Here is a 24947-nt window from a genome sequence, read left to right on the forward strand (position 1 = left end):
CAGGCGGGGAGCGAACTAGCCGCCTGTTGCCTCCGTAAATGCGGGGACACTGTAGGTCTCGTCCCGGTCGGGGCCGGTGCTGACCATGCCGATGCGTGCTCCCGAATGCTTTTGGATGAAGTCCAGGTAGTTCTGCGCCGCCTTGGGTAGGTCATCGACGGACTTTGCGCCGACAGTGCTCGACTTCCAGCCCGGCAGCTCCTCGTAGATTGGCTCGATCTTGTTGAATCCAGGCATGTCGGCCGGGATCAGATCGGTCTCTTCGCCGTCGATGCGGTAATGCGTGCAGACCTTGATGGTGTCGAGCGTGTCCAGCACGTCCAGCTTGGTGATGACCAGCCACTCCGTGCCGTTGATCATGTTGCTGTAGCGGAGCAGCGGAAGGTCGAGCCAGCCGCAGCGGCGCGGACGACCGGTGGTGGCGCCAAACTCCTGCCCGCGCTCGCGCAGCTCTTCGCCGGCACTGGTGCGGTCCTCGGTTGGGAACGGGCCCTCGCCGACGCGGGTCACGTAGGCCTTGGTCACACCGATAACCATGCCCACGCTGGTGGGTCCAATGCCGGTGCCGATGACCGCTCCGCCCGCCGTGGCGCTGGACGAGGTGACGAACGGATAGGTGCCGTGATCGATGTCGAGCAGCGCGCCCTGTGAGCCTTCAAACATAACGGACTGGCCGTTGCGGATGGCGTCGTTCAGCAACACCGCCGTGTCGGTGACGTAGGGCGCAATCTGGTCGGCGTAGCGGGCGTACTCCTCGTAGATCTTGACCGGGTTCAGCGGCTCGGTGCCGAAGAGCGCGTGCGCGATCTGGTTCTTCTCGTGGCAGGCGTTCGTGATGTGTGTGCGCAGCAGAGCCGAGTTCAGCAGGTCGACGACGCGAAGGCCGTTGCGGTGGACCTTGTCCTCGTAGGCCGGGCCGATGCCGCGACGGGTGGTGCCGATCTTGGTGCGGCCCGGCGCGGTCTCTGCTGCCAGCTCGATCATGCGGTGGTAAGGCAGAATGACCTGGGCGCGATTGGAGACGAACAATTGGCCGTCGACCGGCAGGCCGTTCTGCTTCAGCATCGCGATTTCCTGCAGCAGGGCCGCAGGATCGACCACAACGCCGTTGCCGATGACGCCCTGGCCGCCGGGCCGCAGCAGGCCGCAGGGGATCAGATGCAGAACAAACTTCTTGCCTTCGATGATGACGGTGTGGCCGGCGTTATGTCCGCCCGCGTAGCGCGCCACCACCTGGTAGCGCTCGCTGAGCACGTCCACGATTTTGCCTTTGCCCTCATCGCCCCACTGGGCTCCAAGGACGACGGCGGTCTGCTTTCTGTTCACGAACGGTTCTCCCGAAACTTGCGTAAGAGGCGGTCCACAGGCTACCGACCGGCCTGGCAAAGGCGAAGGCCCGGCGAACTCCTACCTGCCCATTCTATACTTCGCCACGCGTGTCTCTTGCGACGCGCCGGTGGCCAGCGCATGACACGGGAAGAACTGAGCTTTGAGCTGTACGTGGTGCTGGGCAATGCGCTGCACCTGCTGGTGAATGGCGTAAAGCCGGAGGATCAGCAGCGACTGGCGCTGCCGATGGCCGAGCTGCAGCGGTTGCACGCGTGGCTGGAACCGGTGCGCGCGACCGAGATGCTGGGCGCGGTGGAGCGCCTGCCGGATTCAGATTTCAGCCTGCTATTGGAGGCGGTTGCGATGTGCGAACGGCTGGCCGATACGCAGGCGGAGCACCTGCTGGGAGCTCCAGCCGAGGTGCGGAGTGAGGTGCTTGCGGCGCTGCGAGCAACGCGGGAACACAATGGGGAGGTCGCTTGATGACCGGGGCACGCATGATGATTGCGTTGGGTGCTGCGCTCTTGTTGCTGCCGACCGCATCGATGATGCACGCACAACGCGAAGTTTCGTTGCAGCCCGCTGCTCCTGCCGGGTGGCCGCGCTGGGTGGCGTCGTGGACGGCGGCGCTTGAAGCTCCGTACGGAAGCGAGACGCTGCCCGCGGGTGCTCTGAAGGGCATGACGCTGCGCGAGACTGTTCACCTGAGCTTGGGAGGAAACCGGCTGCAGGTGCGACTGTCGAACCTGTTTGGGGAAGCTTCGCTGGTGTTGCGCAATGTGACCGTGGCGGTGCCCACGAGTGCCAGGCCCGACGGCAGCATTGTGCCGGCGAGTTGGAAGCCGGTGCTGTTTGGCGGGCAGCCCGGTGTGACGATAGCGCCGGGGCAGGAGGTTGCCGGCGATCCACTGAACTACAACGTGCGCCCGGGCGCTGACCTGGTGATTTCGCTGGACGTGACCAGCGCCCCGGACAAGCAGACGCTGCACGCCGGTGCGCGGGCGACGGAGTTTCTGCTGGCCGGCGATCATGCCGACGAGGCGTCGCTGCCTGGCGCGACGACCAACACGCGCTGGTACTTCCTGAGTGGCGTGGACGTGGAGGAGCGTACCGCCGCGCCGGTTGTGGTCGCGTTCGGCGACAGCATTACTGACGGCCACGGTGCGACGACGGACGGCAACGACCGCTGGACCGATGACCTGTTCCGGCGCTTGCAGGCGGCTTCGCCCACGAACAGTGTCGCGGTAGTGAATGAAGGCATTGGCGGCAATTGCGTGCTGCAGGTGTGCGTTGGGCCGCCGGCGACCGAGCGCTTTCAGCGCGACGTGCTGGACGTGCCGGGAGCGAAGACGGTGATCGTGCTGGAAGGCATCAACGACCTGGGCGCGCTGAGCCGCAAGGAGCCTCAGGCCGCAGCTGTGCACGCGGCTCTAGTGCAGCAGATGGAGGCGGCGTTCACAAAATTTGTGGCCGATGCGCATGCCCACGGCATTCGCGCGCTGGGCGGCACGCTGACGCCGTGGATGGGCAGCGAGTACTACCATCCCGATGCGCAGGCCGAGGCCGATCGTATGGCGCTCAACACGTGGATTCGGACAAGCGGGACGTTCGATGGAGTGATCGATTTCGACGCAGCGGTTCGCGATCCGCAACGACCCGACCACATGCTGCCGGCGTATGACTCGGGCGATCATTTGCACCCCGGGCCGGCGGGGTATCAGAAGATGGCTGATGCGTTGAATCTGAATCTGCTGACTGGAACGGAGCCGGGGGACATTCGGCGATGAATCAGCCGACATCAACCTGGATCGAGTTCCACGATAGTCAGATCCGCTACCTTGCGGTGTCGGAGGCGGGGCTTGTGCTCTCCTTGTATGCTGTCGTGCACAGCGACCCAAACGGCAACGGTCCCTATACCGGCTGGCAGGAGCATCGCCTTTTATTCAAGGGTTTCACTTTCACCTGCTCGAAGTTAGAACACGGCGAAAAGGTTGATGTGTACCTCTCCGATGGCGCCGTGAAGGTTGATGGGAGAGATATGAATCAGTTGCTCGCCTCAAACGCAGCATTTACAGGCGCGATAGAGGTTTCGCTTTGGCCTTCGCCGAACTTTGCGCGACTTCTCATCACGGCCGGATCTCTGCGTGTTGAACCGGTCGGCCCATTAAAGTGGGAGCGTAAACCACCTCAAGATGCGCTTGCTCCTTCAGCCTCAGCTTCGAAGTGAGGCTAAGTACGATCAACGCTTAGCCGCACGCCGTGTGTGGGCCGGAGCGTGATGCTGGGGCTGATGGGGATGTTTTCGGGTGCGCCCGGTTCAGGGGTGAAGCGGAACTGGCGCGCGAGCATGGCGAGGAGGAGTGTGCCTTCCATCCAGGCGAGGCCCTCGGCGATGCACTGGCGCGAGCCGCCACCGAATGGGAAGTAAGCGTAGCGCGGGCGGCCCTGCTTGGCTCCGTCGGTGAAGCGGTCGGGGTCGAAGCGATCGGGGTCGGTCCACCAGCGCGGGTCGCGGTGCAGGGCGTATTGCGGAGCGTTGAGCGCGGCACCCTTGGGGATGGTGAAGCCGGCGATCTGGTACGGCTCGGCACACATGCGTGCGGTGACCCACACGGGTGGGTAGAGGCGCATGGTCTCCGCGAAGACCTGCGTCGCGTACTTGAGCTTGGGGTAGTCGTCAGCAGTGACGGGGCGGTCGGGGCCTAGCACGGCGAGGGCTTCGTCGCGCAGGCGCTGCTGCACGTCGGCGTGTTGCGCGAGCAGGTGCAGGGCAAAGCTGAGGGCGTTGGCGGTGGTCTCGTGCCCGGCGAGGATGATGGTGACGCACTCATCGCGAAGCTGCGTGTCGTTCATGCTGATCGCTGCGTTGGTGGCCGCGCCCTCTTCGGCGTCGGTGGCCTGCAGCAGCATGCTGAGCAGGTCTCCGCGGTCACGCGGGTCGCGGCGGCGCTCGGCGATGACGCCGTAGATGAGTTCATCCAGGTACCGCTGCCCTGCCCGCAGCCTGCGCATGGCGGGCAGCGGCGACGCCTGCACCAGCCGTGAGAATGGCACAAAGCTGAGCGGCATGAAGTACATGAAGCTGGAAACGGCCGACTCCATAGCGTGCAGGTCGTTAATCTCGTCCAGGTCGAATAGGCATTTGCCGACGATGCGCAGGGCGAGCTCGAGCATCTCGCGATGCAGGTCGAGCGTGCTGCCGTTGGACCAGCGGCGCATCTGCGCGTTGGTGTAGCTGGCGATCACGTCGGCGTAGCTTGCAATGCGGCTGCGTAGGAACGCGGGCTGCGCAAGGCGGCGCTGGCGCATGTGCAATGGCTCTTCGCTGGTCAGCAGACCGTGGCCCAGCACGTCGCGGCTGCGCTGCATGACCAGGTTGCGGTGGTGGTGCGGAGCGTCGGTGGTGAAGAAGTCCGCGATCAGGTCGGGGTGGTTCACCTGGTAGAAGTGGCGACCGGCGATGTTGTAATGCGTCAGGTCGCCAAAGTCGCGCGCGACGGACTGCATGAACTCGGCCGGGTTCTGGCGGCGCGAGGTGCCGAAGAGTTGCCGTGTGAGCAGACGCGAGAAGAGCCGCGGCCCTGCCGGGTAACGCGGATCGCGCGGGTCGGTTCGTATGTCAAGCTCGGTGCGAATGTCGGGCGCGGTGCTCACTTGGCTAGTGTGTCACTTGCGCTTTCAACACATCCAATAGCCGATGCCTGAACTTCCTGAGGTGGAAACCGTAGCGAATGGCGTGGACGCGCGAGTGCGCGGCCAGCGCATTGAGCGGGTGACGCTGGGATCGAAGCCCGAGCCGCTGAAGTCGCCTGCGCACGTGATCGAAGAGACGCTGACCGGAGCGCGGATTACGCGGGTGCATCGCGTGGGCAAGACGGTTGTGATCGATGTGCAACGGCGTGACGGAGCGGCCGCGCAGGCGACGGTACACCTGGGGATGACCGGGCGGCTGCTGGTGTCGCAGGCCGAGGTGCCGATGCCGCCGCACACGCATGCGGTGCTGCACCTGCACGACGGGCGTGAGGTGCGCTTTGTGGACCCGCGACGCTTCGGTCGCGTTGGCGTGGTGGAGTCAAGCGAGCAGTATGCCGGTCCGGGCAAAGAGCCGACGACGATTGCGCCGGAAGAGTTTGCAAAGCTGTTTCGCGGCCGCAAGACGCCGATTAAGTCGGCCCTGCTGAACCAGTCGCTGCTGCACGGGGTGGGCAACATTTATGCCGATGAGAGCCTCTTCCGCGCGGGCATTCGACCGAAGCGGCATGCAGGGCGGCTGACGCGTGCCGAACTGCACAAGCTGCACGGCGCGCTGCAGACGGTTCTGCAACACGCGATCGAACTGGGTGGGTCGTCCGTTTCGGACTACGTGGATGCCGACGGCGTGCGCGGCTTCTTCCAACTGGAGCACCGCGTGTACAGCCGAACGGGGCAGCCCTGCCGCGAGTGTGGCGAGCCCATTCAGCGCATTGTCATCGGCGGTCGATCGACGCACTTTTGCAAGAAGTGCCAGAAGTAGCGCAGCACCGACCTATCGGACGTTGACGGTCTGAGTGGGTGCGTTGGTCTGCGGCGGAGATGCAAACGGGTCGATGTTGGAACGGACCTGAACCGTCGAGGTCTCGTCCACCACATGGTAGTTCGACGGAGGCGTAAAAAGCTGCGCCGGCGGCTCGGCTGTCTTCACGTCGATGATGCTGACGATCTGCTCCCCGGTGCGTGGGTCGTCGTGCTTTTCCAGCATGATCAGGTGCAGGTCTTCGGAGTACCAGTATTCGTCCGTGATGTGGATAGGCTTTGCCGCGGGCCCGGTTCCCTGCATGGAAAGTTCGCGCGTGCGCCGCAGACCGCGAACCGACACGCCGCTCATGGTGGACGTGCCCAGGTCCTGATCGGTGGTGCCGGGAACGCTGACCAGGAATGGCTTGCGCTCGGTAACTTGGCGCGCAGAGAGCGTGACGGTGTGAACGACGTCGGTGAACGGTGTCCAGTTCTGGCTTACGCGGGTCTGCGGGTCGTAGGTGTGGATGCCGAGCAGAGGCGGCTGCTTCTGAAACGCGGCCGGGACCAGCATGCGGCGCTCGTTGTAGATCTTGCCGCTGGAGGAACGCGCGATGTGGTTGGCAGTGCGCCGCAGTTCGGTGGTGCCGTCCGGGAGGGTCCGCATGGTGCTGATGTCGACAACGGCGGTCAACGGGATGTTTGCGATGGGTGTGACAAACACGCCCGGCACGTGGGTTTGCGGGCCCGCGTATTGCGGCGGCGCAACTTCTGTGGTCATCTGTGCGGCAAGCGGCGAAGCGGCAACGGCCAGAAGAACAGCGAACCGGAACATGCGGGCACCTTTGTGCCACCGAGTGTACTTCCGCCGCTACCGGAGCACCAGAAAAAATTGGTGATTGCATGGCAAGACTCCGCACCGCGAAAAGGCTTATGGTGCCGCGGCGTTACTGCTGCGGCTTTTTCTCCTGATTCGGCTGGTAGCTTTCTTTCTGCTTGCGGGTGATGGCGTCGATGTCGTCGTCATCGTTGGGCTGCGCGGGTGCGGGATGGGCTGCGCGCTGCGGGACTGCGAAGGCCTGCTTCAATCCCTGCTCCGCCGCGGCCTGCACATCGGGCTGGATGCCGGGCATGGCAAGCGCGGCCTTGTACTCCGCGGTGGCCTTGGTGCGGTCGGGCTGGGCGAGCGCCGTGTCGTACATGCGGCCCAGGTAGACGTGGGACCAGGCGACGGTGCGCGTGTCCTTGCCGGTTGCGATGATCTTCTCGAACGTGTCGAAGGCTTCCTGCGGCTCGCGCTGCATCAGGTGGATGCGCGCCATCACGTACATGGCGGAGGTCGAGTCCGGATGCGCGGCGAGTTCTTTTTCGGCGAGATCCGCGGCGCCGACACGATCGCCCTGCTGCAGCTTCAGCTCGGCCTGGTCCATCGCGGTCAGCGGCTGTGGCTTTACCGCTTTGCCGCGCCTTGTGGTGCTGGCGCCGCTACCGCTCACGCCGACCAGTTCGGGGCTGTTCTCGTCGAAGAACGGAATCTTTTTGTCGCGCGAAGCTTCGGCGGGCACGTCCATGCCGTAGACCAACTCACCCATGCTTTCTTTCAGGCTGATGCCTTCGCGGTCCTGGGTGCTGAGCTTGTCATAGAAGTACTGCGTGAGCACCCAGCCGGAACGCATGTCGCGGATAACCTGCTGGCGGCGCACCACTTCCGCGCGGCGCTCGTAATCCTGCAGCGCGATGTTGTAGCCGGTGGGGTCGAAGCGCTCTTTGCCGTTCGCCTTGCGCGACGGCTTCTCGATGCCGGTGTCCATGGTGCGCGCTTCAATCGCCTTGATGAGGCACTCGGTCAGGAACGCGTTGACGTCGTTCTTGTAGAGGAAGTCGATGGGCGCGTCCTGCACCGTTTTCAGGATCGGCAGCAGACGCGCGGTGGAGGAGGCGCGCGCGTAGATGATCGGGTCGATCTCGTAAAGCAGGTAGATGTGGCGGAGCTCTTCCAAGTGGAGGCCGGCCTTGCGCATGGCTTCGGTCTTGGCGTCGGCCTGCGGACGCGTGGCGCTGAGAACGACGAAGTAGTCGGTGCCGTAGATGCGCGCGTTAGCGGCCTCGGGGCTCAGCATGGGCTCCAGCAGAACGAGGAACCGGCGGCCGTCGTAGACCGTTGCGGGCTGGTGCAGGTAGGCGTTGGTCTCCAGCAGCATGCGCGTGACGGTATCGTGCACCTGGAGCACGGCCTGTTCGTAGTCCGCACGGTGCTGCACAAAGATGGCGTGCAGGTGAATGGTGCTGGCCCAGGTGCGCAACAGCGGCAGAACGTTGACTACGTTCAGCGCGTCGGGCGGCATCTCGTTTTCCGGGAAGCTCAACTGCAGGTCGGGCGAGAGGAACAGTGCCAGCGAGACGAACTGCGCCAGGTTCTGCGAGCCCGGAAGCTGGTGCGACTGGATGTAGCCGCAGAGTGCGCGCTGCGCGGGCAGGCCTCCGTCCACGTTTGCGGTCTGATCCGCAATCTCGCGGCGAACCGCAGACCGCACGGGCAGGCTCTCGGCGAGGCCCGCATCGTAGCCGCAGGTGTTCAGAGCGGCGGCTACGGTAAACATCTGCTCGCTCGTCTCCAGCGTCACGGCGGAGCCGGCGGCTTCTACGCCGCGGCGCTGTACGGGGGCCGTCTGGGCCGCGGCCTCGGCGTTTGAAGAGCTCGAGTTTTGCGCAACCAGGGGCGCCGCCGCAAACAGGACCAGCGAGACAGCGGAGAGGATTCGGTGCGGGGAAAGCTTCACGAGAGTTGGACGCCTCAGCAACAGATTCGAACCGAAGCTGAGTCTATGCACCCGGTCCCGGGTCCGCAAGCTTGCCGTCCGTAGGCTGACGCGTACATCCGCGGTTGGCACGCGATCCCGTCCGTCGTGCTTTTCGCGTCAGGCTGTGAACGAAAAGCCGTTAGCTGCGGGTGTTGAAGGTTACCCGTGCACTTCCACGTCGGCGAACGTGAGGACCACCGTGCCACGAACAGGCTCGCCGAAGAAGCTGGCGGGCTTGAAGACACTGTTCAGCATCCGTTCCTGCAAGGAGGCCGAAGTCGCCGGCGTGAGCGTGCCGCTGAGAACGCGGTACTGGTACACGCGGCCTTCGCTGTCCACACGGGCTTCCACCGTCAGGGGAGCCTGGTCGGCGGAAGTGACGTCGCGGGTCACGGGAGCCGCTGAGTACAGGTAGTGCGGTGCGGAGAAACCGACCAGCGGAACATCGTTGGCCTGGACCGCCTGCTGCGGCGTAACCGCACCCAACATTACCCCGAGGCCGAGCACAGTGAAAAGAGCGCCGGCCACTACGGCACTAGGCATGGCAAAGGGACGCAGAGTGTTTTCGCGGAACAGGTGTGCCTGGTGCTGGATGCGCCCCCACCAGCGGCGGTCTGCGCGCACCCGCTCATGCGAGATGGCTAAACGGAGCCGCAGTTGCAGGTCATCCGGCACGGCAACGGGCTGCTGCACCGCGCGCAATGCGTCATCGGTCATCACGCGCTCGCGGTGCGTCTCGTCGAGCCAGATGGACACGACCGGTTCGGCAGGGCGCTTTCCAAAGAGGTGGGCAAACAGTTTCATCGACTCGTCCTCTTCGATGTTGCAGCGGGAACTGCGGATTCGGAACGAGGAACCTTGCGCGGAACCGTTCCAGTTCCGGAACGGTGACCGGCGACGGCACCCCACTCCGGCAGGCGCTGGCTGAGCAGGGTGCGGAGAGACGCGCGGCCACGCAAAAGGCGGCTCTTCACCGTACCCATGTTGATCTGAAGGATGGCTGCGATTTCGTCGTAGGCCATGCCTTCGATCTCGCGAAGGATGACTACTGTGCGAAAGCTTTCCGGCACTTCGCGCAGGGCGCCCTCGACCACGGCGCGGAGTTCGGAACGGCGTGCCGCATCGAAGGGGCTTTCGCGGGTGTCGGCGAGGCTTTCGCGCAGCGGGAACCAGCCGTCCTCCGACGCGTCGGTGGTGTCGCTGTCGATCGTCACTTCCTGCCGCTTGTGGCGGGACCACCAGCGCTTGCTGTTGCTGCTCTCGTGCAACGCGATGCGGTACATCCAGGTGCGCAGGCTGCAATCGCCATGGAAATTGCGGATGGAGCGGAAGACCTTGATGAAGACGTCCTGGGTGATGTCGGGAGCGTCGGCCGGGTTTGGAAGAGAACGCGCGATCAGCGAATAGAGCGGAGCACTGTACTGTGCGATCAGTTGCGCAAAGGCTTCCTCGGAACCAGCCTGCAGAGCGGCGACAAGGGCCGCTTCCTCCGGGTGGCGCGACTCCGCCGCACCTGCGTAGGTGTCGAGCGGATCGGCGGAATGTACCAGGGCGCTCTGCAGCGGGTTCACGATTACAGCTCCCACAGTGCTGCTCCTTTCACACTACGGCTCTCAACGCACAACCGGCAAACTGGCGCGGACGGCTGACGCCGATTCGCTCCTGGATTTGTGTCCACCGCCGGCGGTGCAGAGTGCTCTCGCTCACTCTGACTGCATAGACACCGGGTAGTGCCCGGTTTGTTCCCGGAACTCACACGTCACCAACGGTGCACAAAAGTGGGATGCCGCTGGCGCCAAAGTCGCTCCTTTTGAGCGCAACCCGGAGCCCTGTTCCGGGTTCAGAGAGGTGTGCGGTGAGGCCTCTGGCAGGCACGCACCGACGGGCTGCGATGGACAGCCACTGACATCAAGAGTAGGAGTGAACACATGATGCGGAAGACACTTGCACTGACAGCGCTCGCAGGGACGCTGGCGGCCTTTGCCCCGAATCTCGCCTCGGCCCAGGTTTACGTCCGGGTGGGCCCGCCGGCGCCGGTGTATGAGCGCCGTGGACCGGTTCCGGGACCGGGATACGTGTGGCACGGCGGCTATCACCGCTGGGATGGGGGTCGTTACGTGTGGGTTCCGGGCAGCTATGTGGTTGCGCCCAGGCCACGCGCCTATTGGGTTCCCGGCGCCTGGGTTCGGACGCCGCGCGGATGGTACTGGCGCGAAGGCTACTGGCGCTAGAGCGGCCTGAGCTGGACGAAACTGGATCGCCGGTTTGACGAGATACGCCAAACCGGCGAGAATCAGACGAGACGTGGGCCTGTGGCGCAGCTGGGAGCGCGCTTCCATGGCATGGAAGAGGTCATCGGTTCGATCCCGATCAGGTCCACCAACTCCCTCCCTTGTACAAGTTCATTCGGACTGGCCTCGGCACTTTACCGGGCTGGTTTTGCTGTTTGCCGTCGAACATCAGGCACTCATGAAGCAGCGATCGACGCGAACTCGTGCCGGCGGACCTGACCTGCACATACCCGACCAGATCGTGCGTGAGCGCGGCAAGCGGTTGCTGCAGCGCGACGCCCTGCGACCCAACGAGCAGCGCGACCACGCCTTCCGGCTCATGATCCTGTCCATCCCCTCGGGCCGCGTGAGCACCTATGGCGCGGTTGCGGCAGCCGCCGGGTACCCGCGCTATCACCGTGCGGTCGCAAAGCTTCTGCGCTCGGAACCGGCCGATCACCTGCCGTGGCACCGTGTACTGGGAGCCGGCGGAGAGATCAAGCTGCACGATGCGGCAGCCGAAGAACAGCGGGCCCGCCTGGAACTGGAAGGCGTGGTCTTTCGCGGCAAACGAGTGGACATGGAACGCTACGAACACCGTCTGCAACCGTGGCAGGTCTACGATTAGCAGCCGCTCTGCATCTGTTGCCAGAGTGGGTGACGTTTCACGGCAGCTTCGAGCGTTCAACTGGGGTTCTTCTGAGCCGATGCATTCCCTGCTCTGCCTGCCGGCGGTGGCGCTGCCGCTGCTGATCGGAGTTCCGCTGGGCTATCCCGGCACGGCGGTGCTGATGGCAGGCGGAGCCCAGACCGTGGGCTTCGGGTCGTTCCAGCAGCCGCTCTACACCCGCTCTGGTCCCATGGCGATTGCTACGGTGGGCATTGCCATCTCCGCCATGGTTGGAGCGCTTTGCCGGGACAGCACGCCGGCGCTGCTGGCTGCGGTGCTGGTGTGGAGCGTGGTCTATGGCCTGAGCAACGGCATTAGTAGCGCCATGGCGTGGGTCGGCCAGCAGTGCTGCGTATTCCTGATCGTGTCATCCGCAGCGGCCAGCACACCGGGAACGACACACGACCTGGTAAAAAGCGCGATGCTGCGCGGACTGGGTGTGCTGGCCGGTGGCGCTCTGCAGACCGTCTGCATCTTTGTGGGCCAGCGGGTGTGGCCACAGGCGCGGACGCACTTTACCAAGCTCGACTTCGATCCGAAACGACTGCAGGTGCCGTTCCTGCGCGAGCAGCTCAACCCACATTCCGGCACATTCGTGTTTACGTTGCGGGTCACGCTGACCTCGCTGCTGGCTACCGTGGTGTACCGCCACCTAAACTTTCCCAACGCCTACTGGATCGGCATGACAGCCGTGCTGGTTCCAAAGCCGGAGTGGACGCTGACCGCGGCGCGCTCGGTGCTGCGGACCGCCGGTACCCTGCTGGGCGCGCTGATCAGCACGCTGCTGGTCGTCAGCGCGCACCCGCATGGCTTGGCACTCACCGCGCTGGTGATCGTGTTCCTGTTCCTTAGCTACTTGTGGACCAACGTGAACTACGGCGCGTTCTCTGTGGTGCTCACGGGGTATATCTGCTTTCTGCTGGCGATCGTCCGGCAGCCAGCGCACAGCGTGCTGGAACACCGCATGGGAGCGACGGCCGCGGGTTGCGGCATCGCCGTGGGCGTTCACCTGGTCGTGCTGGGGCTGCGGAAGGCCGGGCACTTCACCGTGGATCGGGTCCACACCTTGGAGGAGCGCTTCGGCTGGCGCTCCGTTCCGGCCGAAGAAAGCATGCACTAGCCCGAGCGGGACTACATGCCGCCGGAGCCAATGTCCGGGCTCTTGTTTTCCTTGCTGAGGTAAAAGCCGATGGCTTCGTCGAGCCGGCCCTGTGACTCCAGGATGAAGTCGATCACGTCGCGACCGGCGCCAAGACCGCCGGCATGCGGCGTGACCCAGTGCGCCTCGCGCTTCACCTGCTCGCGTGCGTTCCACGTTGCCACGGCAAAGCCGACCTGGCGCATGGGCGGGAGGTCGATGATGTCGTCACCGACGTACGCCATCTCCTCGAGCCCGACGGCTTCGCTCGTCGCGATCTTTGCCAGCGCTTCGGTCTTGAAGTGCGCCCCCTGGTAGAGGTGGTCGACCTTCAGGTCGCGCATGCGTACTGCGACCGTGTCCGACTGCCGCTTGGTGATGATGCCAACCTTCAAACCGGCCGCGCGCGCAATGGCGATACCGAGGCCGTCGTGTGCGGTGAAGCCCTTCACCTCAACCGCAGTCGGTTCCCCGTTGCTGTCCTTACCGGTGGGTACGAAGAAGAGGCGACCGTCCGTCAGCACTCCGTCCACATCGAACACGATCACCTTCACGCGCCGGGCGCGCTCTGCCGCTGACATCTCGTTTGCATCGCTCATAGTGCCTATTTTCGCAGGGCGGTCACCCGGCGCAATTTGGCGAATTGCCGGGGAGAAAACCGGTAGGAAGTGGTGGCATCGCACTAGATGTCGATCTGCTGCACGCCCCGCCCCGGAGTGGCTGGAGCGCAGGAGACGCGCTTGAAAGGAATCCCCGATGAAGATCTTTTCCGCAAACCTCCAAACGCTGCAGGAGCTGTACAACAACGAGCTTCGCAAGGCTCTCGACCTGGAAGAGCAGATTGTGAAGGCTTTGCCGACCATGATCGAGAAGTCCAGCGATACGCAGTTGAAGCAGGCCTTTCAGTCGCACCTGCAGGAGAGCGAACTGCACGTGGACAAGGTGAAACAGTTGCTGAGCCAGCAGGAAGACTCGGACAGCCAGACCTGCAAGGTGATTCACGCGCTAGTCACCGAAGCGCAGGACACCATCAAGGATGTGAACGATCCTGACGTGCTGGATGTGGCGTTGATTGGTGCCGGCCAGCAGGTGGAGCATCATGAGATCGCTGTGTACGGCACCCTGAAGAACTGGGCAGCCCTGCTGGGCCGCACGCAGGACGCGCAGGTGCTGGAGAGCATTCTGAACGACGAAAAGCACGCGGATAAGCTGCTGTCGCAGGTGGCGGACCGTGTGAACAGCGACGCCGCGGCTGTGGCAGCGTAACCTTTCGATTTCGATGTAGCAGCAAGGCCCGGCTTTGCCGGGCCTTTGTTGTTTGCACCAGCGCTGCTGCACTCTGCGCCACCACGGCACCAGGGCGAATACCCGGCGAAGCTGCGCGGTAGAATGCCCTATGGCTTCCCTCGCCATGGCGTCCCCGGAATCCCTGGCCTTTGAGCACCCCGCGCTGGCCTGGGCGCACCCGGTTGTGCGCGAATGGTTCCTCCAGCGGTTCGGATCGCCAACCGAGCCGCAGATCGAAGGCTGGCCCGCCATTGTCCGTGGTGATGCGACTCTGATCTCTGCGCCGACCGGCTCCGGCAAGACGCTGACGGCGTTTCTGGTCGCGATCAACGAACTGTTTGTCGAAGCCGTTGAGGGACGGCTACCCGCGACCACGCAGATCGTCTACGTCTCGCCCCTGAAGGCGTTGTCCAATGACGTGCAAAAGAATCTGGATGAGCCGCTGAAAGAGATCCTGGCGCTGGCGCTGGAACGCGGCTACCTCCTGCCGCAGATCCGCACCGGCGTGCGCACCGGCGACACCTTGCCGAAGGAACGCCTGGCGATGCTGAAGGCGCCACCGCACATCCTGGTGACCACGCCGGAGTCGCTGTACCTGCTGCTGACCAGTGCCAAGGCTCGCGAGAATTTGCGCTGCGTGCGAACGGTGATCGTCGACGAGATTCACGCCATGGCCGATGACAAGCGCGGCGCGCACCTGGCGCTGACACTCGAGCGGCTGGACGCGATCGTGACCGGCGAGAACCGTCTGAGCCCCGGCAGCATGCTGACGGGCAGAAGCACACCTCCTCAGCGCATCGGCTTGTCCGCGACGCAGAATCCGATTGAGCTGGTCGCGGACTTTCTTACCGGCGCTGAAGGAAAGCGCGCCACCATTGTGCAGGTGGGTCAGCGCCGCAAGCTGGACCTGGCGATCGAGATTCCGTCGTCGGAGCTGAGCAGTGTGTGCGACAGCAAGATGTGGGTCGATGTGTTCGATCGCGTCGCGCAGCTCTGCCGCGAGCACAAATCGACGCTGGTGTTTGTGAACACGCGCCGCATGACCGAGCGGCTGTGCGGCGCTCTCGCCGAACGACTTGGCCCGGAGAACGTGGCTGCGCACCACGGGTCGCTCTCGCGTGCGCTGCGACTGGATGCCGAGCAGCGGCTGAAGGCCGGTGAAATCCAGGCGCTGGTCGCCACGGCTTCGCTCGAGCTTGGCATCGATATCGGCGCGGTCGATCTCGTCATTCAACTGAACAGCACGCGCGCCGTTGCGGCAGCCATGCAGCGTGTGGGTCGCGCGGGCCACTGGCGCGGTGCAACGCCAAAGGGCCGATTCTTTGCGACAACGCGTGACGACCTCTTGGAGCAGGCGGCACTGGTGCAGGCGATGCGTTCCGGATCGCTGGACAGGCTGGAGATCCCACCCAAGCCGCTCGACATCCTGATGCAGCAGATGGTCGCGATGTGCGCCGCCGAGCCGTGGGAAGAGGACGCGCTCTTCCGGCTGGTTACGCGTGCGTATCCCTACCGCGATCTGACGCGCGCGGAGTTCGACGAGCTGGTGACACTGCTGCACCAGGGCATCGAAAGCTCGCGCGGGCGCTACGGCGCGTACCTGCTGCGCGATGGCATCGCGGGCCAACTGCACCCGCGCCGGGGTGCGCGCATTACCGCGATCGGGAATGGCGGAGCGATTCCGGACACGGCGATCTTTAGCGTGATCCTGCAGCCGGAAGGCACACAGATCGCCACGCTGGACGAGCACTACGCGATCGATTCCGGGCCGGGCGACGTAATCCAGCTTGGCAACGCGAGCTGGCGCGTTCTGGTGGTCGAGAAAGAAGGCCGCGTTCTGGTGGAAGACGCGCACGGCGCTCCGCCGAACGTGCCGTTCTGGGCCGGCGAAGCTCCGCAGCGCACGGACGTTCTGTCGGACTTCGTAAGTGCGTTGCGCGAGGAGATCTGCACGCGCACATCGGGTCTGCACCACGAGCGCATTACGCTTGATGATCCGCAGGTTGCGGAGGTCTGCGCGTGGCTGATGGACGAGTGCTGCGTGTGCGAGTCGGGGGCGCGGCAACTGGTGCAGTACGTGGTCTCCGGCTGCGCGGTGCTGGGCGCGGTGCCAAGCAAGAAGCGCATCATCGCCGAGCGCTTCTTTGATGAGGGCGGCGGCATGCAGTTGATCCTGCACGCGCCTTTTGGCGGCCGCATCAATCGCGCGTGGGGACTGGCGCTGCGCAAGCGCTTCTGCCGCGGCTTCAACTATGAACTGCAGGCCGCCGCGACGGACAACGGCATCAACATCTGCCTCGCCGAGCAGCACAGCTTTCCACTCTCGGACGTCTTCCACTACCTGACCGACGGCACCGCGAAGGAGCTGCTGGAGCAGGCGGCGCTGGCCTCGCCGATCTTCAAGACACGCTGGCGCTGGGCGGCGAACCGGTCGCTGCAACTCTTGCGATTTCAGAAGGGCAAGAAGGTCCCGCCGCAGGTGCAGCGTACGCGTGGTGAAGACCTGCTGGCCTCTGTTTTTCCGCAGGCGGCAGCGTGCTTTGAGACGATCGTCGGCGACATCCAGATTCCCGACCACCCGCTGGTGCGCGAGGTGATGCAGGACGTGCTGCAAGAGGCCATGGACCTGGAAGGCCTGCAGCAGGTGTTGCGCGACATGGATTCAGGTGCGATCGAATGCATTGCGGTGGATACGCCCGTGCCGTCGCAGTTTTCGCACGAGCTGCTGAACGCCAACCAGAACAGCTTCCTGGACGAGGCAGATCTCGAAGAGCGTCGCGCGCGCGCTGTTTCACTGCGCCGAACCATTCCGGATTCCGTACTGGGCGAAGCTGGCCGGCTCGATCCAGCGGCCATCCTCCAAGCGCGCTGTGAAATCTGGCCCGACCTGCGCGGTGAGCACGAATTGCATGATCTGCTGTTCAACACCGTCGCCTTGCCGCTGTCACTGTTCGACATTGAAAAAAGTGTTGGAACGAAAGCGAACGAACTGCTGGCGCATCGTGCGCAGGCGGCGCGTCACTGGCCGCTATTTTTTGAGCGGTTGCAGGCCCGCGGACGCTCCGCAACGGTGCAGTTCGGAGATGAAGTTTGCTGGGTGGCAACGGAGCGGCTGCAACACGCGCACGCACTGCTCGGCATCTGCTCGTCCGTGCCCTCCGAGAATGCCGGTTCAGAAGCTGTGCCCGGCTCGCTCGTTGCCCCCACGTCGGCCGATCTCCCCTCTGCTGCGGATGCTCTGAAGCTGCTCACGCAAGGACTGCTCCAACTTGTGGGACCTACCACGTCGAACCAGCTTGCTGCGATGTACGGCCTGCAGCCGCGCGCCCTGTTCCAGCAACTGGTGCAGATGGAGGTGCAGGGCGTTGCGATGCGCGGCGTGTTTGAGGGCACCACAACCACCGACGATGTGGAGATCGAGTGGTGCGAGCGGCGCATCCTGCAGCGCATCCATCGCCTCACGCTGGGCGCGCTGCGCAAGCAAATCCAGTCCGTCACACCGGCGGTGTTTCTGCGATGGCTGACGCGTTGGCAGCACCTTGCGCCGCAAACGCAGCTTTCCGGCGAAGAAGGCGTGCTCGAGGCTCTGCTGCAGTTGGAAGGCTTTGAAGCTCCGGCGGTGGAGTGGGAACGAACCTTGCTGCCTGCGCGTGTTCGCGATTACAGCCCGCAGTGGCTCGACGCCTTGTGTCTTTCCGGTGCGGTGGGATGGGGACGCATTTCGCCACATCCGGCATGGGCCGCGGGCGATGGCGCGGCGCCGCGCCGGGTGATCCCCACCAACATGGCGCCGATCACGTTCTATGTGCGTGAGTCTGCGGATTGGCTGGCCAGCGCGCTCGCGGCCAAACAAGTGGACGAAGCGAAGCTTGCCGCTGCGCTGAGTCCTGAGGCGCTGAGTGTGCGCGCGACTCTGCGGGACCGCGGAGCCTGCTTCACGGCGGACCTGCAGCGGATATGCACCCTGTCGAAGCCGCAAACGCAATCTGCGCTGTGGGAACTGGCTACCGCCGGTCTTGCTGCGGCCGACGGCTTCGATCAGTTGCGCCAGATGATGGACCCACGGCGCAAGCCACTGGCGACCGAGCCGGTTGCAAATGGAACGAGGCGCGGCACGCGCTCCACCAGCGGGCGATGGTCGCTCTTCCTCGAGGATGACGCTCCACAACGGACCGCGCCCGAACGCGCCCGGCTCAACGAAGCGGCACTGGAATCTGCGACACGCGTCCTGCTGGCGCGGTACGGCATTCTCTTTCGGGATCTGCTGGCGCGTGAGACAAACGCACCACCCTGGCGCGATCTGCTGCGCATGCTGCGCCGCCTGGAAGCACGCGGCGATGTGCGTGGAGGACGGTTTGTTTCCGGCTTTAATGGTGAGCAATTCGCCTTGCCGGAGGCGGTGGAATCCCTGCGCGCCACCAGGGACATTTCGCACGATGAAGTGCTTTCGATGGCCGCGTGCGATCCGGTCAACCTGGTTGGCATCTTGGTTCCCGGAGAACGCACTGCAGCGGTGGCGGGCAGGCGCGTCTATCTGCGAAACGGCGCAGCCTGCGACGAGGCTGGCGACTTGCTGGACGCAGTCGCGACGGCGGACGGCATTCGCAAGGCGAAGCGGGATACGGCTCCGCGGCCGCTGGCAGCGACGCCGGGTGCGGGCGGGATCGAAACGCCGTCGGGCCATGTCTCCGCGCAAGGTGGCCTGTTTGCCTGACGAGCCCGCAGGTCTCGCTCCGGAAGACTTCTACTACGAAGGCCCATACCTGGTCTTCACCGCGGCATACCACCTGAAGCGCGGGTACTGCTGCGGCAGCGGATGCCGGCACTGCCCCTACGGCGACGAGAAAGCATCCCCGAAATCGGGCTGTGATGACCCGGCCGCGACCGCCGCTACAATGGAACAGGACAGGGGAAATTGATGGCACACATGGTGTTTTGCGCGAAGTACAAGCAGGAACTGCCGGGACTGGACGAGCCGCCGTTCGACTCCGAGCTGGGTCAGAAGGTGTACAAGACCATCAGCCAGCGCGCGTGGAACGAGTGGGTCGAGCGGCAGAAGATGCTGTTGAACGAATATCGTTTGCAGCCCTGGACCCCGCAAGCGCAGGAGTTCCTGGTGGAGCAGATGAACGATTTCTTCTACGGCTCCGGCGGCGAACTGCCGAAGGAATACGTCGCTCCGACAGCCTAACTGCGTCACAGGAGAACCGATGACGCAAACCGCAGCCATTCTTGGCGGGTCGACCCTAGCAAGCGACACACCGCCGCCGCACCGGAGCGACAGCCGATTCGTGCGTGCTTGTCTGCGGCAGCAGGTGGATCGCACCCCTGTGTGGTTCCTGCGCCAGGCGGGTCGCTACATGCCGGAGTATATGGCGGTGCGCCGCCATCATTCGCTGCTCGAGATCTGCCGAACACCAGAGATCGCGGCAGAGGTGACGATCACCGCGGCAGAGCGCCTTGGCGTTGACGCGGCGATCATCTTTGCCGACCTGCTGCTGCCGTTCACGCCGATGGGACTCGACTTCGAGTTTGTGAACGGCGAGGGCCCGGTGGTGCATCAGCCGGTCCGCACGCGCGAGCAGATCGCGGCTCTGCGCACCGACGGCGCCGGCGAGCTGGAGTACGTTGCGCAGGCAATTGCGACGGTGGCCAAGCACTTTGCGGCACCGCGCGCGGATGGAGACCGTTTGGGGATCATCGGCTTCTGCGGAGCGCCTTTTACGCTCGCCAGTTACATGATCGAGGGCGGGTCGTCGCGCAATTACATCGAGACGAAGAAGCTGATGTACACCGATCGCGATGCCTGGACGATGCTCTGCGACAAGCTGGTGACGGTGCTGACGGAGTACGCCGCGCAGCAGGTGCGGGCGGGCGCGGATGTGCTGCAGGTGTTCGATAGCTGGGCCGGCGCGCTCTCGGTTGAGGACTATCGCGAATACGTTCTGCCTGCAACGACGCAACTGGTGCAAAGCATCAAGGCGCTGGGCGTGCCGGTGATTTATTTCGGCGTCGATACCGCTTCGCTGCTGAGCACCATGCGCGAGACCGGTGCCGATGTTCTGGGCCTGGACTGGCGCGTTCCCCTGGATGAGGGCTGGCGGCTGGCGGGCAAGAGCATCGCGGTGCAGGGCAATCTTGATCCGATTACGCTGTTCGCGCCGCAAGAAATTCTGCATGCTCGCGTGAAATCGGTTCTGGATGCGGCGGGAAACCGGCCAGGACACATCTTCAACCTGGGTCACGGAATCGTTCCGGGTACGCCGGTCGAGAACGTGATTGCGGTGGGGCAGTGGGTGCGCGAACTGAGCGCCCGGAGCGGAGCCGCGCAATGAGCCTCTTTCATTTTCTCGTCGGCGTTGCCGCGGAAAAACTGAACCTGCGTGAGCGCCTGGAGCCGCTGCACGATCAGATTGCGAGGCAGGTCACGCAGCGAGCGCAGGAGCCTGCAGAGAATGCGGTGACGCAGAGTTCCGGCCCGCTGCCGGAAGCGGTTCTGCTGCTGGCGCACGGCACGCCCGACACACTCGGGGAGATGGACGCGTACCTGAAGCTGGTGACCGGCGGTCGTGGCGTTCCGCCGCACGTGGTGCACGAGTTGCAGGAGCGCTACGCCGAGATCGGTCTGCGCGACGAACCCACTCCGGAAGGCCCGCACCTGACCCGCTGGACGCTGCTGCAGGGCCGGCTGCTCGCAGCGAAGCTGGGCGTGCCCGTGTATGTTGGCATGCGCAACTGGAAGCCATTCATCGCCGATGTCGTCGCGCAGATGAAGAGCGACGGCGTTCGCAGCGCGCGTACCCTGTGCCTGGCGCCGCAGAATAGCCGCACCAGCGTGGGTCTGTACCGGCGCGCGGTGGAGACCGCCGCAGGCGACGACCTCCAGATCGACTTTCTCGCGGGGTGGGCAGAGCATCCGCTGCTGGCGCGTGCCTTTGCTGAAAAGATGCGGGCAGCGTTGCTCTCCGCGCGCGCAACGGGTGCCCGTACCGCCGTGCTGTTCACCGCGCACTCGGTCCCCTGCCGCACCGTGCAGGCTTCTGTGAAGCCGGTGGAGCACCACGGCATGGTGCTTGCCACCGAACCCGACACCTACAACTCCGAGTGCAAGAAAACCGCCGCTCGCATTGCCGCGGAACTGAGCGACATTCTGCCGGAGTCGGAGTGGTACTTCTGCTTCCAGTCGCAGGGCATCAGCGGTGGGCCATGGATCGGTCCCAGCGTGGAAGATACGCTGTCGGCGCTGAAACAGGAAGGCTACGAACACGTGGTCTTGCAGCCGGTCGGCTTCCTGTGCGATCACGTGGAGATTCTGTACGACATCGACATCGCGTTTCAGCAGACGGCGCGCGAACTTGGCATCACCATCTCGCGCGCGGAGAGCCTGAACGACAGTTCGACGCTTATACAAGCGTTAGAGGATTTGGTGCGGAACGGCTACGAGCATCCGCTGGCACCCGCGCCGCACACCAGCGCCGAGTTGCTGACAGTGCTCGCGCCCCTGGAAGAGCCCGCAACGGCCGCCTGAGATGCCGAAGCACATCCTCATTCTTGGCGGCGGCATTGCCGGCCTGACCGCGGCCTATGAACTGACAAGATTACAGCAGAGCGGGGCGGACCTCACGTTCACCCTGATTGAGAAGTCCGCCCGTCTTGGCGGGACGGTGGAGACCGAACGCCGCTCAACAACGGCGGGCGAGTTCGTGATCGACCTGGGCCCCGACGGTTGGGTGAGCGAAAAACCGTGGGCGCGCGAACTTGCGATCGAGCTCGGCCTTGGTGATCAGTTGCTGCCCTCGAACGACGCCGAACGCGTCACGTGGGTACTGCACAATCAGCGCCTGGAAGCCATGCCGGACGGGATGCGCATGATGGTCCCGTCGGATCTGGGCAGTCTGGACCATGCGCCGCTGTTCAACGCGGAGGCGCGTGCCGCGTACGCCGCCGAGCCGGGTCGCGCGGAGGAGTTGAAGCGTACCGCGGCGCAGAGTGACGAATCGGTCGCCAGCTTCGTGCGGCGTCACTATGGCGACGAGGTGCTGCGCACCATTGGCGCTCCGCTGCTGGGGGGCATCTTCGGCGGAGACGTGGAGCAGCTAAGCGTGCGCGCGGTGATGAAGCCGTTCGTGGACATGGAGCGCGAGTACGGATCGCTCATCCTAGCGTTGCAGGCCAAGGCGGTCGAACGCAGTTCTAGGCCGCAGACCGGGAATAAGGCGACCATCTTCACCTCCCTGCTCCGCGGCACAGGAGCCTTAGCCGAGGCGATGATTGCGACACTCGATCCGCAAAACATCATGTTCCACAGGCGGGCGGTGAGCCTGACTCGCGTGGGATCGCAATGGCGTGTTGGTTCGGAGTTGGATGTACGCACGCCCGGCGTGTCCGCCGAGGCGCACCTGGCAGATCACGTTCTGATCGCCCTGCCTGTGCTGCAGGCGCGCGACCTGCTTCGCGATCTGGATGGAACGGCCATCCGCGTGATGCAGATGCAGACCAGCAGCGCTGCCGTGGTCGCATTTGGGTTTCTGCCGGAGAAGAACGTGCAGTGGCCGAAGGGCTTCGGCTTCCTTGTGCCGCCCACCGATGCCAGCGGAGGCGGCCTGCTTGCCGCCACCTTCAGCGACCAAAAGTACGCGCATCGCGCCCCTGCCGGCGGCCGCCTAATCCGCGCCTATTATGGTGGGCTCGACGTTGCAGCGGATGGCAGCGACCTGCCCGCATCCGCAATGCGCTCGCTGCCCTATGGGAATGCACTGGAAGACCTGCGCAGCATTCTGGGCCCGCTGCCCGACCCGGATTTTTCGATTACGCGCCTATGGCATCGCGCGCTGCCGCAGTATGCGGTGAGCCACCTGGAGCGGATGGCCGAGCTGGATGCGCGGATTCAGCAGCTTGGCGGCCTTCACCTGCTCGGCAATGGTTACCGCGGTGTAGGCTTGCCGGACCTGATCCGCGACGCTCGGGCCGCAGCGCGATCTGTAGCGGGGGCAAGCTAGACCGGAAACGCGAAGCGCTGCAGCAACTGCCACGGGCCGCCCAGGTAGCGCCACCAATCCAGACCGACAGCCTGGCATCGCCACGGCACGAAGCCGGCCTGCAGCACAGCCAGCGTCTCCCGGGCCACGGCAGGCTCCACCTTGTTCTGCACAACGACGTGCGGTCGGAAGCCCTGCCGGTCCTGCGGGCTCAGCTCGTCTTGAAACGCGTTGCTCAGGTCGCGGTGGAGAGCCTTGGCGGCAGGCGCTTCCAGGAAGAAGGCAACGCCCCGCCCCAGCGAGCGCAACCCGCTCACCTCCATGTGGAACGGTCGCGTTGCCGTCGCGATGGCACGCAGCGAGTGGGCTACGGCCTCGGTCTCGGGCAGGGTATGAAAGAGCGTGAGATGTGCAGGAATCTGGTTCCGCTCTGGCGGAAACCATTGCTGTCGCAGCAACTCAAACCGCTGCTGCGACGACGAGTCCAGCGCCAGAGTCAGAACGGAGCTCACGGCTGCTACTGGCGCGGCTTTAAAGAGGGCGCATTGCCGTTGGCCGGGGTATCAGGGCCGAGCGTCGGCGCCTTGCCCGCGCCGCCGGCCGGCGTTGCGTTCTTCATGTTGGTTTCATAGGCCAGCGTGGCCGCTTTGAAATCCGGCTCCATGCTGTTGACGGTGCCCTGCAAAATCTGGATGGTCTTGCCGCTCAGTTCGGGGCTCTTGGCGACCAGCGCCTGCCCCGCAGGCGTCTTGTAGAAGGCCAGGATGCCGTCGAGCTCCGGCTCAGTGAACGTCTGCATGTACAGATCGACCAGCTTGGGATGAACCGAGTCCCACGACGCGCCCTTTTGCGCGATCGTGCCCATCTGGTCCAGGTAATCCTGCGTGATCTTCTTCTGCTGGTCAGTGCTCGCCGTTTGCACCAGCATCTGGCGAGACGCGGCCTGCTTCACGCGATCGGGAACGCTGGCCAGCATCTGCTTGCTCAGGCTGTCCACCTTGCTCAGCGTCAGCATCTCTTCCACCTTGGTGCGCTTGGAGGCGTCGTCCGCGTGCAGCGACAACGGGAGAGCGCACAGGCAAAGGGCGAATAGGACAGAACGGCGCATGAAACTCCTTTTGAGAACGCCGCATGTGCCGCGCCTTCAAAGTCGATTCTACGCCGCGAGACCTACTCCGGCTGCCACCCCGGACGCTCCGCTACCGAGCGTGACAGCGCGACGAAACAAGACGCCAGCGGAATTGCCGATACGCAAGCCGCCATTAGGTTGATGGCAAACGGAGCGGCTGCGCCATGGATGCGGTGGGCCAGTTCCAGATGGCGCTGCAGCGCTCCGCCGGCGTACACGATGGCGGCGAACAGGGCAAAGCTGATCGCAGCGACCACAAAGGCGGGTATCCGCGAAGTTTCGCGCAGGCGAACTCCTTGCACACCAGCGAGCAGGCGCAACCACGCAGGCAAGATAAACCAGACCGACAGGATGAGGAAGCACCACGTGACGACGTACCCCCATTGGGGCGGAACGCCGCCACGCAGCGAGAAGAATAGCCCGACCACCGCGGTAAGCGCGCCCACGCCCAGCGTGAATGCCGCCACCCTGAGCACCTCGCCCATAGGTGCGGTCCAGTCGTTCGGGCGCGCTCCGTCTTCATCGCGCAGGCGATGTGCCCAACGGCCCGTGACCGCCATGCCGTAGACCAGCAAACCAATTTCGATCAGCAGAGGCAGAAATGTGAACACCGCAGCCACGACCACTACGGGGCCGCTGACCTTGCCGGAAAAGCCTCCCAAGACCGACTTCGGCGCCACGGCCTTCATCGCCGGGCCCTTCAGGGACCCGAATATCCAATAGGTGGCGAAGTCGAGCAGCCGAACGGCCAGCACCGGCAGCAATACGACTGGATTTCGCAACAGGAATCCTGCTGTCTTTTGGAGCAATGCCCCCGTCCCGTTCACGCTGGCCTTTCCGCGCCTCTTGGC

24 protein-coding genes and 1 tRNA gene are annotated in these 24947 nt (G+C 64.4%); 15 read left to right on the plus strand and 10 right to left on the minus strand.

The genetic code is table 11. The annotated features are described in order from the left end of the window. Window positions 1-15 precede the first annotated feature (15 nt). Window positions 16-1326, minus strand: coding sequence for an adenylosuccinate synthase (locus OHL12_RS10795; RefSeq protein WP_263413819.1), 1311 nt, complete (start codon window positions 1324-1326; stop codon window positions 16-18). A gap of 141 nt (window positions 1327-1467) precedes the next feature. Here OHL12_RS10795 and OHL12_RS10800 point away from each other — a divergent pair, with 141 nt between their 5' ends. Genes OHL12_RS10800 through OHL12_RS10810 form a run of 3 tightly spaced genes read left to right on the plus strand, consistent with a single transcriptional unit; the run spans window position 1468 to window position 3556 of the window. Then, on the plus strand, window positions 1468-1812 hold the full coding sequence (locus OHL12_RS10800; protein ID WP_263413820.1) for a hypothetical protein: 345 nt from the start codon (window positions 1468-1470) through the stop codon (window positions 1810-1812). Next, window positions 1812-3116 (plus strand): SGNH/GDSL hydrolase family protein, encoded by a 1305-nt coding sequence (locus OHL12_RS10805; RefSeq protein WP_263415122.1) that lies wholly within the window; start codon window positions 1812-1814, stop codon window positions 3114-3116. Before OHL12_RS10800 ends, OHL12_RS10805 begins: the two co-directional genes overlap by 1 nt. Beyond that, window positions 3113-3556: a hypothetical protein gene (locus OHL12_RS10810; RefSeq protein ID WP_263413821.1), complete on the plus strand. Its 444-nt coding sequence runs from the start codon at window positions 3113-3115 to the stop codon at window positions 3554-3556. Before OHL12_RS10805 ends, OHL12_RS10810 begins: the two co-directional genes overlap by 4 nt. Window positions 3557-3558: 2 nt before the next feature. Here OHL12_RS10810 and OHL12_RS10815 read toward each other — a convergent pair whose 3' ends face one another. Beyond that, window positions 3559-4983, minus strand: a complete 1425-nt coding sequence (locus OHL12_RS10815; RefSeq protein WP_263413822.1) for a cytochrome P450 — start codon at window positions 4981-4983, stop codon at window positions 3559-3561. A 43-nt stretch (window positions 4984-5026) separates the two neighbouring features. Here OHL12_RS10815 and mutM point away from each other — a divergent pair, with 43 nt between their 5' ends. Beyond that, on the plus strand, window positions 5027-5842 hold the full coding sequence (mutM, locus tag OHL12_RS10820; protein WP_263413823.1) for a bifunctional DNA-formamidopyrimidine glycosylase/DNA-(apurinic or apyrimidinic site) lyase: 816 nt from the start codon (window positions 5027-5029) through the stop codon (window positions 5840-5842). Between the two features lie 12 nt (window positions 5843-5854). Here mutM and OHL12_RS10825 read toward each other — a convergent pair whose 3' ends face one another. The 4 genes from OHL12_RS10825 to OHL12_RS10840 form a co-directional block, all read right to left on the minus strand. Next, a complete protein-coding gene (locus OHL12_RS10825) occupies window positions 5855-6658 on the minus strand; it encodes a hypothetical protein (RefSeq protein ID WP_263413824.1) in 804 nt (267 codons plus the stop codon). Between the two features lie 112 nt (window positions 6659-6770). Next, window positions 6771-8603, minus strand: coding sequence for a tetratricopeptide repeat protein (locus OHL12_RS10830; protein WP_263413825.1), 1833 nt, complete (start codon window positions 8601-8603; stop codon window positions 6771-6773). Between the two features lie 180 nt (window positions 8604-8783). After that, the gene (locus OHL12_RS10835) at window positions 8784-9428 is read right to left on the minus strand and encodes an anti-sigma factor (protein ID WP_263413826.1); all 645 of its coding nucleotides are present in this window, start codon (window positions 9426-9428) and stop codon (window positions 8784-8786) included. Beyond that, window positions 9425-10174 (minus strand): sigma-70 family RNA polymerase sigma factor, encoded by a 750-nt coding sequence (locus tag OHL12_RS10840; RefSeq protein ID WP_263415123.1) that lies wholly within the window; start codon window positions 10172-10174, stop codon window positions 9425-9427. Before OHL12_RS10840 ends, OHL12_RS10835 begins: the two co-directional genes overlap by 4 nt. Window positions 10175-10552: 378 nt before the next feature. Between OHL12_RS10840 and OHL12_RS10845 the strand changes: the two genes are divergently transcribed. The 4 genes from OHL12_RS10845 (at window position 10553) to OHL12_RS10860 (ending at window position 12684) form a co-directional block, all read left to right on the plus strand. Next, complete coding sequence (locus tag OHL12_RS10845) at window positions 10553-10855, plus strand: hypothetical protein (RefSeq protein WP_263413827.1); 303 nt, start codon at window positions 10553-10555, stop codon at window positions 10853-10855. A gap of 75 nt (window positions 10856-10930) precedes the next feature. Then, window positions 10931-11006: transfer RNA gene (locus OHL12_RS10850), tRNA-Ala, on the plus strand. Between the two features lie 87 nt (window positions 11007-11093). Beyond that, a complete protein-coding gene (locus tag OHL12_RS10855; protein ID WP_263413828.1) occupies window positions 11094-11522 on the plus strand; it encodes an MGMT family protein in 429 nt (142 codons plus the stop codon). Window positions 11523-11601: 79 nt separating this feature from the next. Further along, a complete protein-coding gene (locus OHL12_RS10860) occupies window positions 11602-12684 on the plus strand; it encodes an FUSC family protein (RefSeq protein WP_263413829.1) in 1083 nt (360 codons plus the stop codon). Window positions 12685-12695: 11 nt separating this feature from the next. Here the strand turns inward: OHL12_RS10860 and OHL12_RS10865 are convergent, their stop codons facing one another. Continuing rightward, entirely contained in the window at window positions 12696-13301 is a 606-nt protein-coding gene (locus OHL12_RS10865; RefSeq protein WP_263413830.1) for a KdsC family phosphatase, read from the minus strand. A 157-nt stretch (window positions 13302-13458) separates the two neighbouring features. On the opposite strand from OHL12_RS10865, the gene OHL12_RS10870 reads away from it, so the two are divergent. From OHL12_RS10870 to hemG, 7 genes are all read left to right on the plus strand, one after another. Next, the gene (locus OHL12_RS10870) at window positions 13459-13968 is read left to right on the plus strand and encodes a YciE/YciF ferroxidase family protein (RefSeq protein ID WP_263413831.1); all 510 of its coding nucleotides are present in this window, start codon (window positions 13459-13461) and stop codon (window positions 13966-13968) included. A 130-nt stretch (window positions 13969-14098) separates the two neighbouring features. Further along, window positions 14099-18703 (plus strand): DEAD/DEAH box helicase, encoded by a 4605-nt coding sequence (locus OHL12_RS10875; RefSeq protein ID WP_263413832.1) that lies wholly within the window; start codon window positions 14099-14101, stop codon window positions 18701-18703. Continuing rightward, the gene (locus OHL12_RS10880; protein WP_263413833.1) at window positions 18672-18908 is read left to right on the plus strand and encodes a DUF5522 domain-containing protein; all 237 of its coding nucleotides are present in this window, start codon (window positions 18672-18674) and stop codon (window positions 18906-18908) included. Before OHL12_RS10875 ends, OHL12_RS10880 begins: the two co-directional genes overlap by 32 nt. Further along, window positions 18908-19180 (plus strand): oxidative damage protection protein, encoded by a 273-nt coding sequence (locus OHL12_RS10885; protein WP_263413834.1) that lies wholly within the window; start codon window positions 18908-18910, stop codon window positions 19178-19180. Before OHL12_RS10880 ends, OHL12_RS10885 begins: the two co-directional genes overlap by 1 nt. Window positions 19181-19199: 19 nt before the next feature. Then, window positions 19200-20324 (plus strand): uroporphyrinogen decarboxylase, encoded by a 1125-nt coding sequence (hemE, locus tag OHL12_RS10890; protein ID WP_263413835.1) that lies wholly within the window; start codon window positions 19200-19202, stop codon window positions 20322-20324. Next, window positions 20321-21517, plus strand: a complete 1197-nt coding sequence (hemH, locus tag OHL12_RS10895; protein ID WP_263413836.1) for a ferrochelatase — start codon at window positions 20321-20323, stop codon at window positions 21515-21517. Before hemE ends, hemH begins: the two co-directional genes overlap by 4 nt. A 1-nt stretch (window position 21518) precedes the next feature. After that, window positions 21519-22988: a protoporphyrinogen oxidase gene (gene hemG / locus OHL12_RS10900; RefSeq protein ID WP_263413837.1), complete on the plus strand. Its 1470-nt coding sequence runs from the start codon at window positions 21519-21521 to the stop codon at window positions 22986-22988. Here hemG and OHL12_RS10905 read toward each other — a convergent pair. The 3 genes from OHL12_RS10905 to OHL12_RS10915 form a co-directional block, all read right to left on the minus strand. After that, window positions 22985-23479 carry a 2'-5' RNA ligase family protein gene (locus tag OHL12_RS10905; RefSeq protein ID WP_263413838.1) on the minus strand — a complete coding sequence of 165 codons (495 nt, stop codon included), beginning with the start codon at window positions 23477-23479 and terminating at the stop codon, window positions 22985-22987. The genes hemG and OHL12_RS10905 overlap by 4 nt on opposite strands. A 5-nt stretch (window positions 23480-23484) precedes the next feature. Beyond that, window positions 23485-24075 (minus strand): DUF2059 domain-containing protein, encoded by a 591-nt coding sequence (locus tag OHL12_RS10910; protein WP_263413839.1) that lies wholly within the window; start codon window positions 24073-24075, stop codon window positions 23485-23487. A 62-nt stretch (window positions 24076-24137) separates the two neighbouring features. Next, window positions 24138-24878 (minus strand): hypothetical protein, encoded by a 741-nt coding sequence (locus OHL12_RS10915; protein WP_263413840.1) that lies wholly within the window; start codon window positions 24876-24878, stop codon window positions 24138-24140. Window positions 24879-24947: the final 69 nt, after the last annotated feature.

The sequence above is a fragment of the Terriglobus aquaticus genome, assembly GCF_025685415.1.
GTDB lineage: Bacteria > Acidobacteriota > Terriglobia > Terriglobales > Acidobacteriaceae > Terriglobus > Terriglobus aquaticus.

Coding starts and splice junctions, on each gene's coding strand:
- OHL12_RS10800 (WP_263413820.1), top strand. CDS start 1,468: ATGACACGGGAAGAACTGAGCTTTGAGCTGTACGTGGTGCTGGGCAAT.
- OHL12_RS10885 (WP_263413834.1), top strand. CDS start 18,908: ATGGCACACATGGTGTTTTGCGCGAAGTACAAGCAGGAACTGCCGGGA.
- OHL12_RS10825 (WP_263413824.1), bottom strand. CDS start 6,658: ATGTTCCGGTTCGCTGTTCTTCTGGCCGTTGCCGCTTCGCCGCTTGCC.
- hemH (WP_263413836.1), top strand. CDS start 20,321: ATGAGCCTCTTTCATTTTCTCGTCGGCGTTGCCGCGGAAAAACTGAAC.
- OHL12_RS10855 (WP_263413828.1), top strand. CDS start 11,094: ATGAAGCAGCGATCGACGCGAACTCGTGCCGGCGGACCTGACCTGCAC.
- OHL12_RS10875 (WP_263413832.1), top strand. CDS start 14,099: ATGGCTTCCCTCGCCATGGCGTCCCCGGAATCCCTGGCCTTTGAGCAC.
- OHL12_RS10865 (WP_263413830.1), bottom strand. CDS start 13,301: ATGAGCGATGCAAACGAGATGTCAGCGGCAGAGCGCGCCCGGCGCGTG.
- OHL12_RS10845 (WP_263413827.1), top strand. CDS start 10,553: ATGATGCGGAAGACACTTGCACTGACAGCGCTCGCAGGGACGCTGGCG.
- OHL12_RS10870 (WP_263413831.1), top strand. CDS start 13,459: ATGAAGATCTTTTCCGCAAACCTCCAAACGCTGCAGGAGCTGTACAAC.
- mutM (WP_263413823.1), top strand. CDS start 5,027: ATGCCTGAACTTCCTGAGGTGGAAACCGTAGCGAATGGCGTGGACGCG.
- hemE (WP_263413835.1), top strand. CDS start 19,200: ATGACGCAAACCGCAGCCATTCTTGGCGGGTCGACCCTAGCAAGCGAC.
- OHL12_RS10805 (WP_263415122.1), top strand. CDS start 1,812: ATGACCGGGGCACGCATGATGATTGCGTTGGGTGCTGCGCTCTTGTTG.
- OHL12_RS10910 (WP_263413839.1), bottom strand. CDS start 24,075: ATGCGCCGTTCTGTCCTATTCGCCCTTTGCCTGTGCGCTCTCCCGTTG.
- OHL12_RS10810 (WP_263413821.1), top strand. CDS start 3,113: ATGAATCAGCCGACATCAACCTGGATCGAGTTCCACGATAGTCAGATC.
- OHL12_RS10860 (WP_263413829.1), top strand. CDS start 11,602: ATGCATTCCCTGCTCTGCCTGCCGGCGGTGGCGCTGCCGCTGCTGATC.
- hemG (WP_263413837.1), top strand. CDS start 21,519: ATGCCGAAGCACATCCTCATTCTTGGCGGCGGCATTGCCGGCCTGACC.
- OHL12_RS10880 (WP_263413833.1), top strand. CDS start 18,672: ATGTCTCCGCGCAAGGTGGCCTGTTTGCCTGACGAGCCCGCAGGTCTC.
- OHL12_RS10835 (WP_263413826.1), bottom strand. CDS start 9,428: ATGAAACTGTTTGCCCACCTCTTTGGAAAGCGCCCTGCCGAACCGGTC.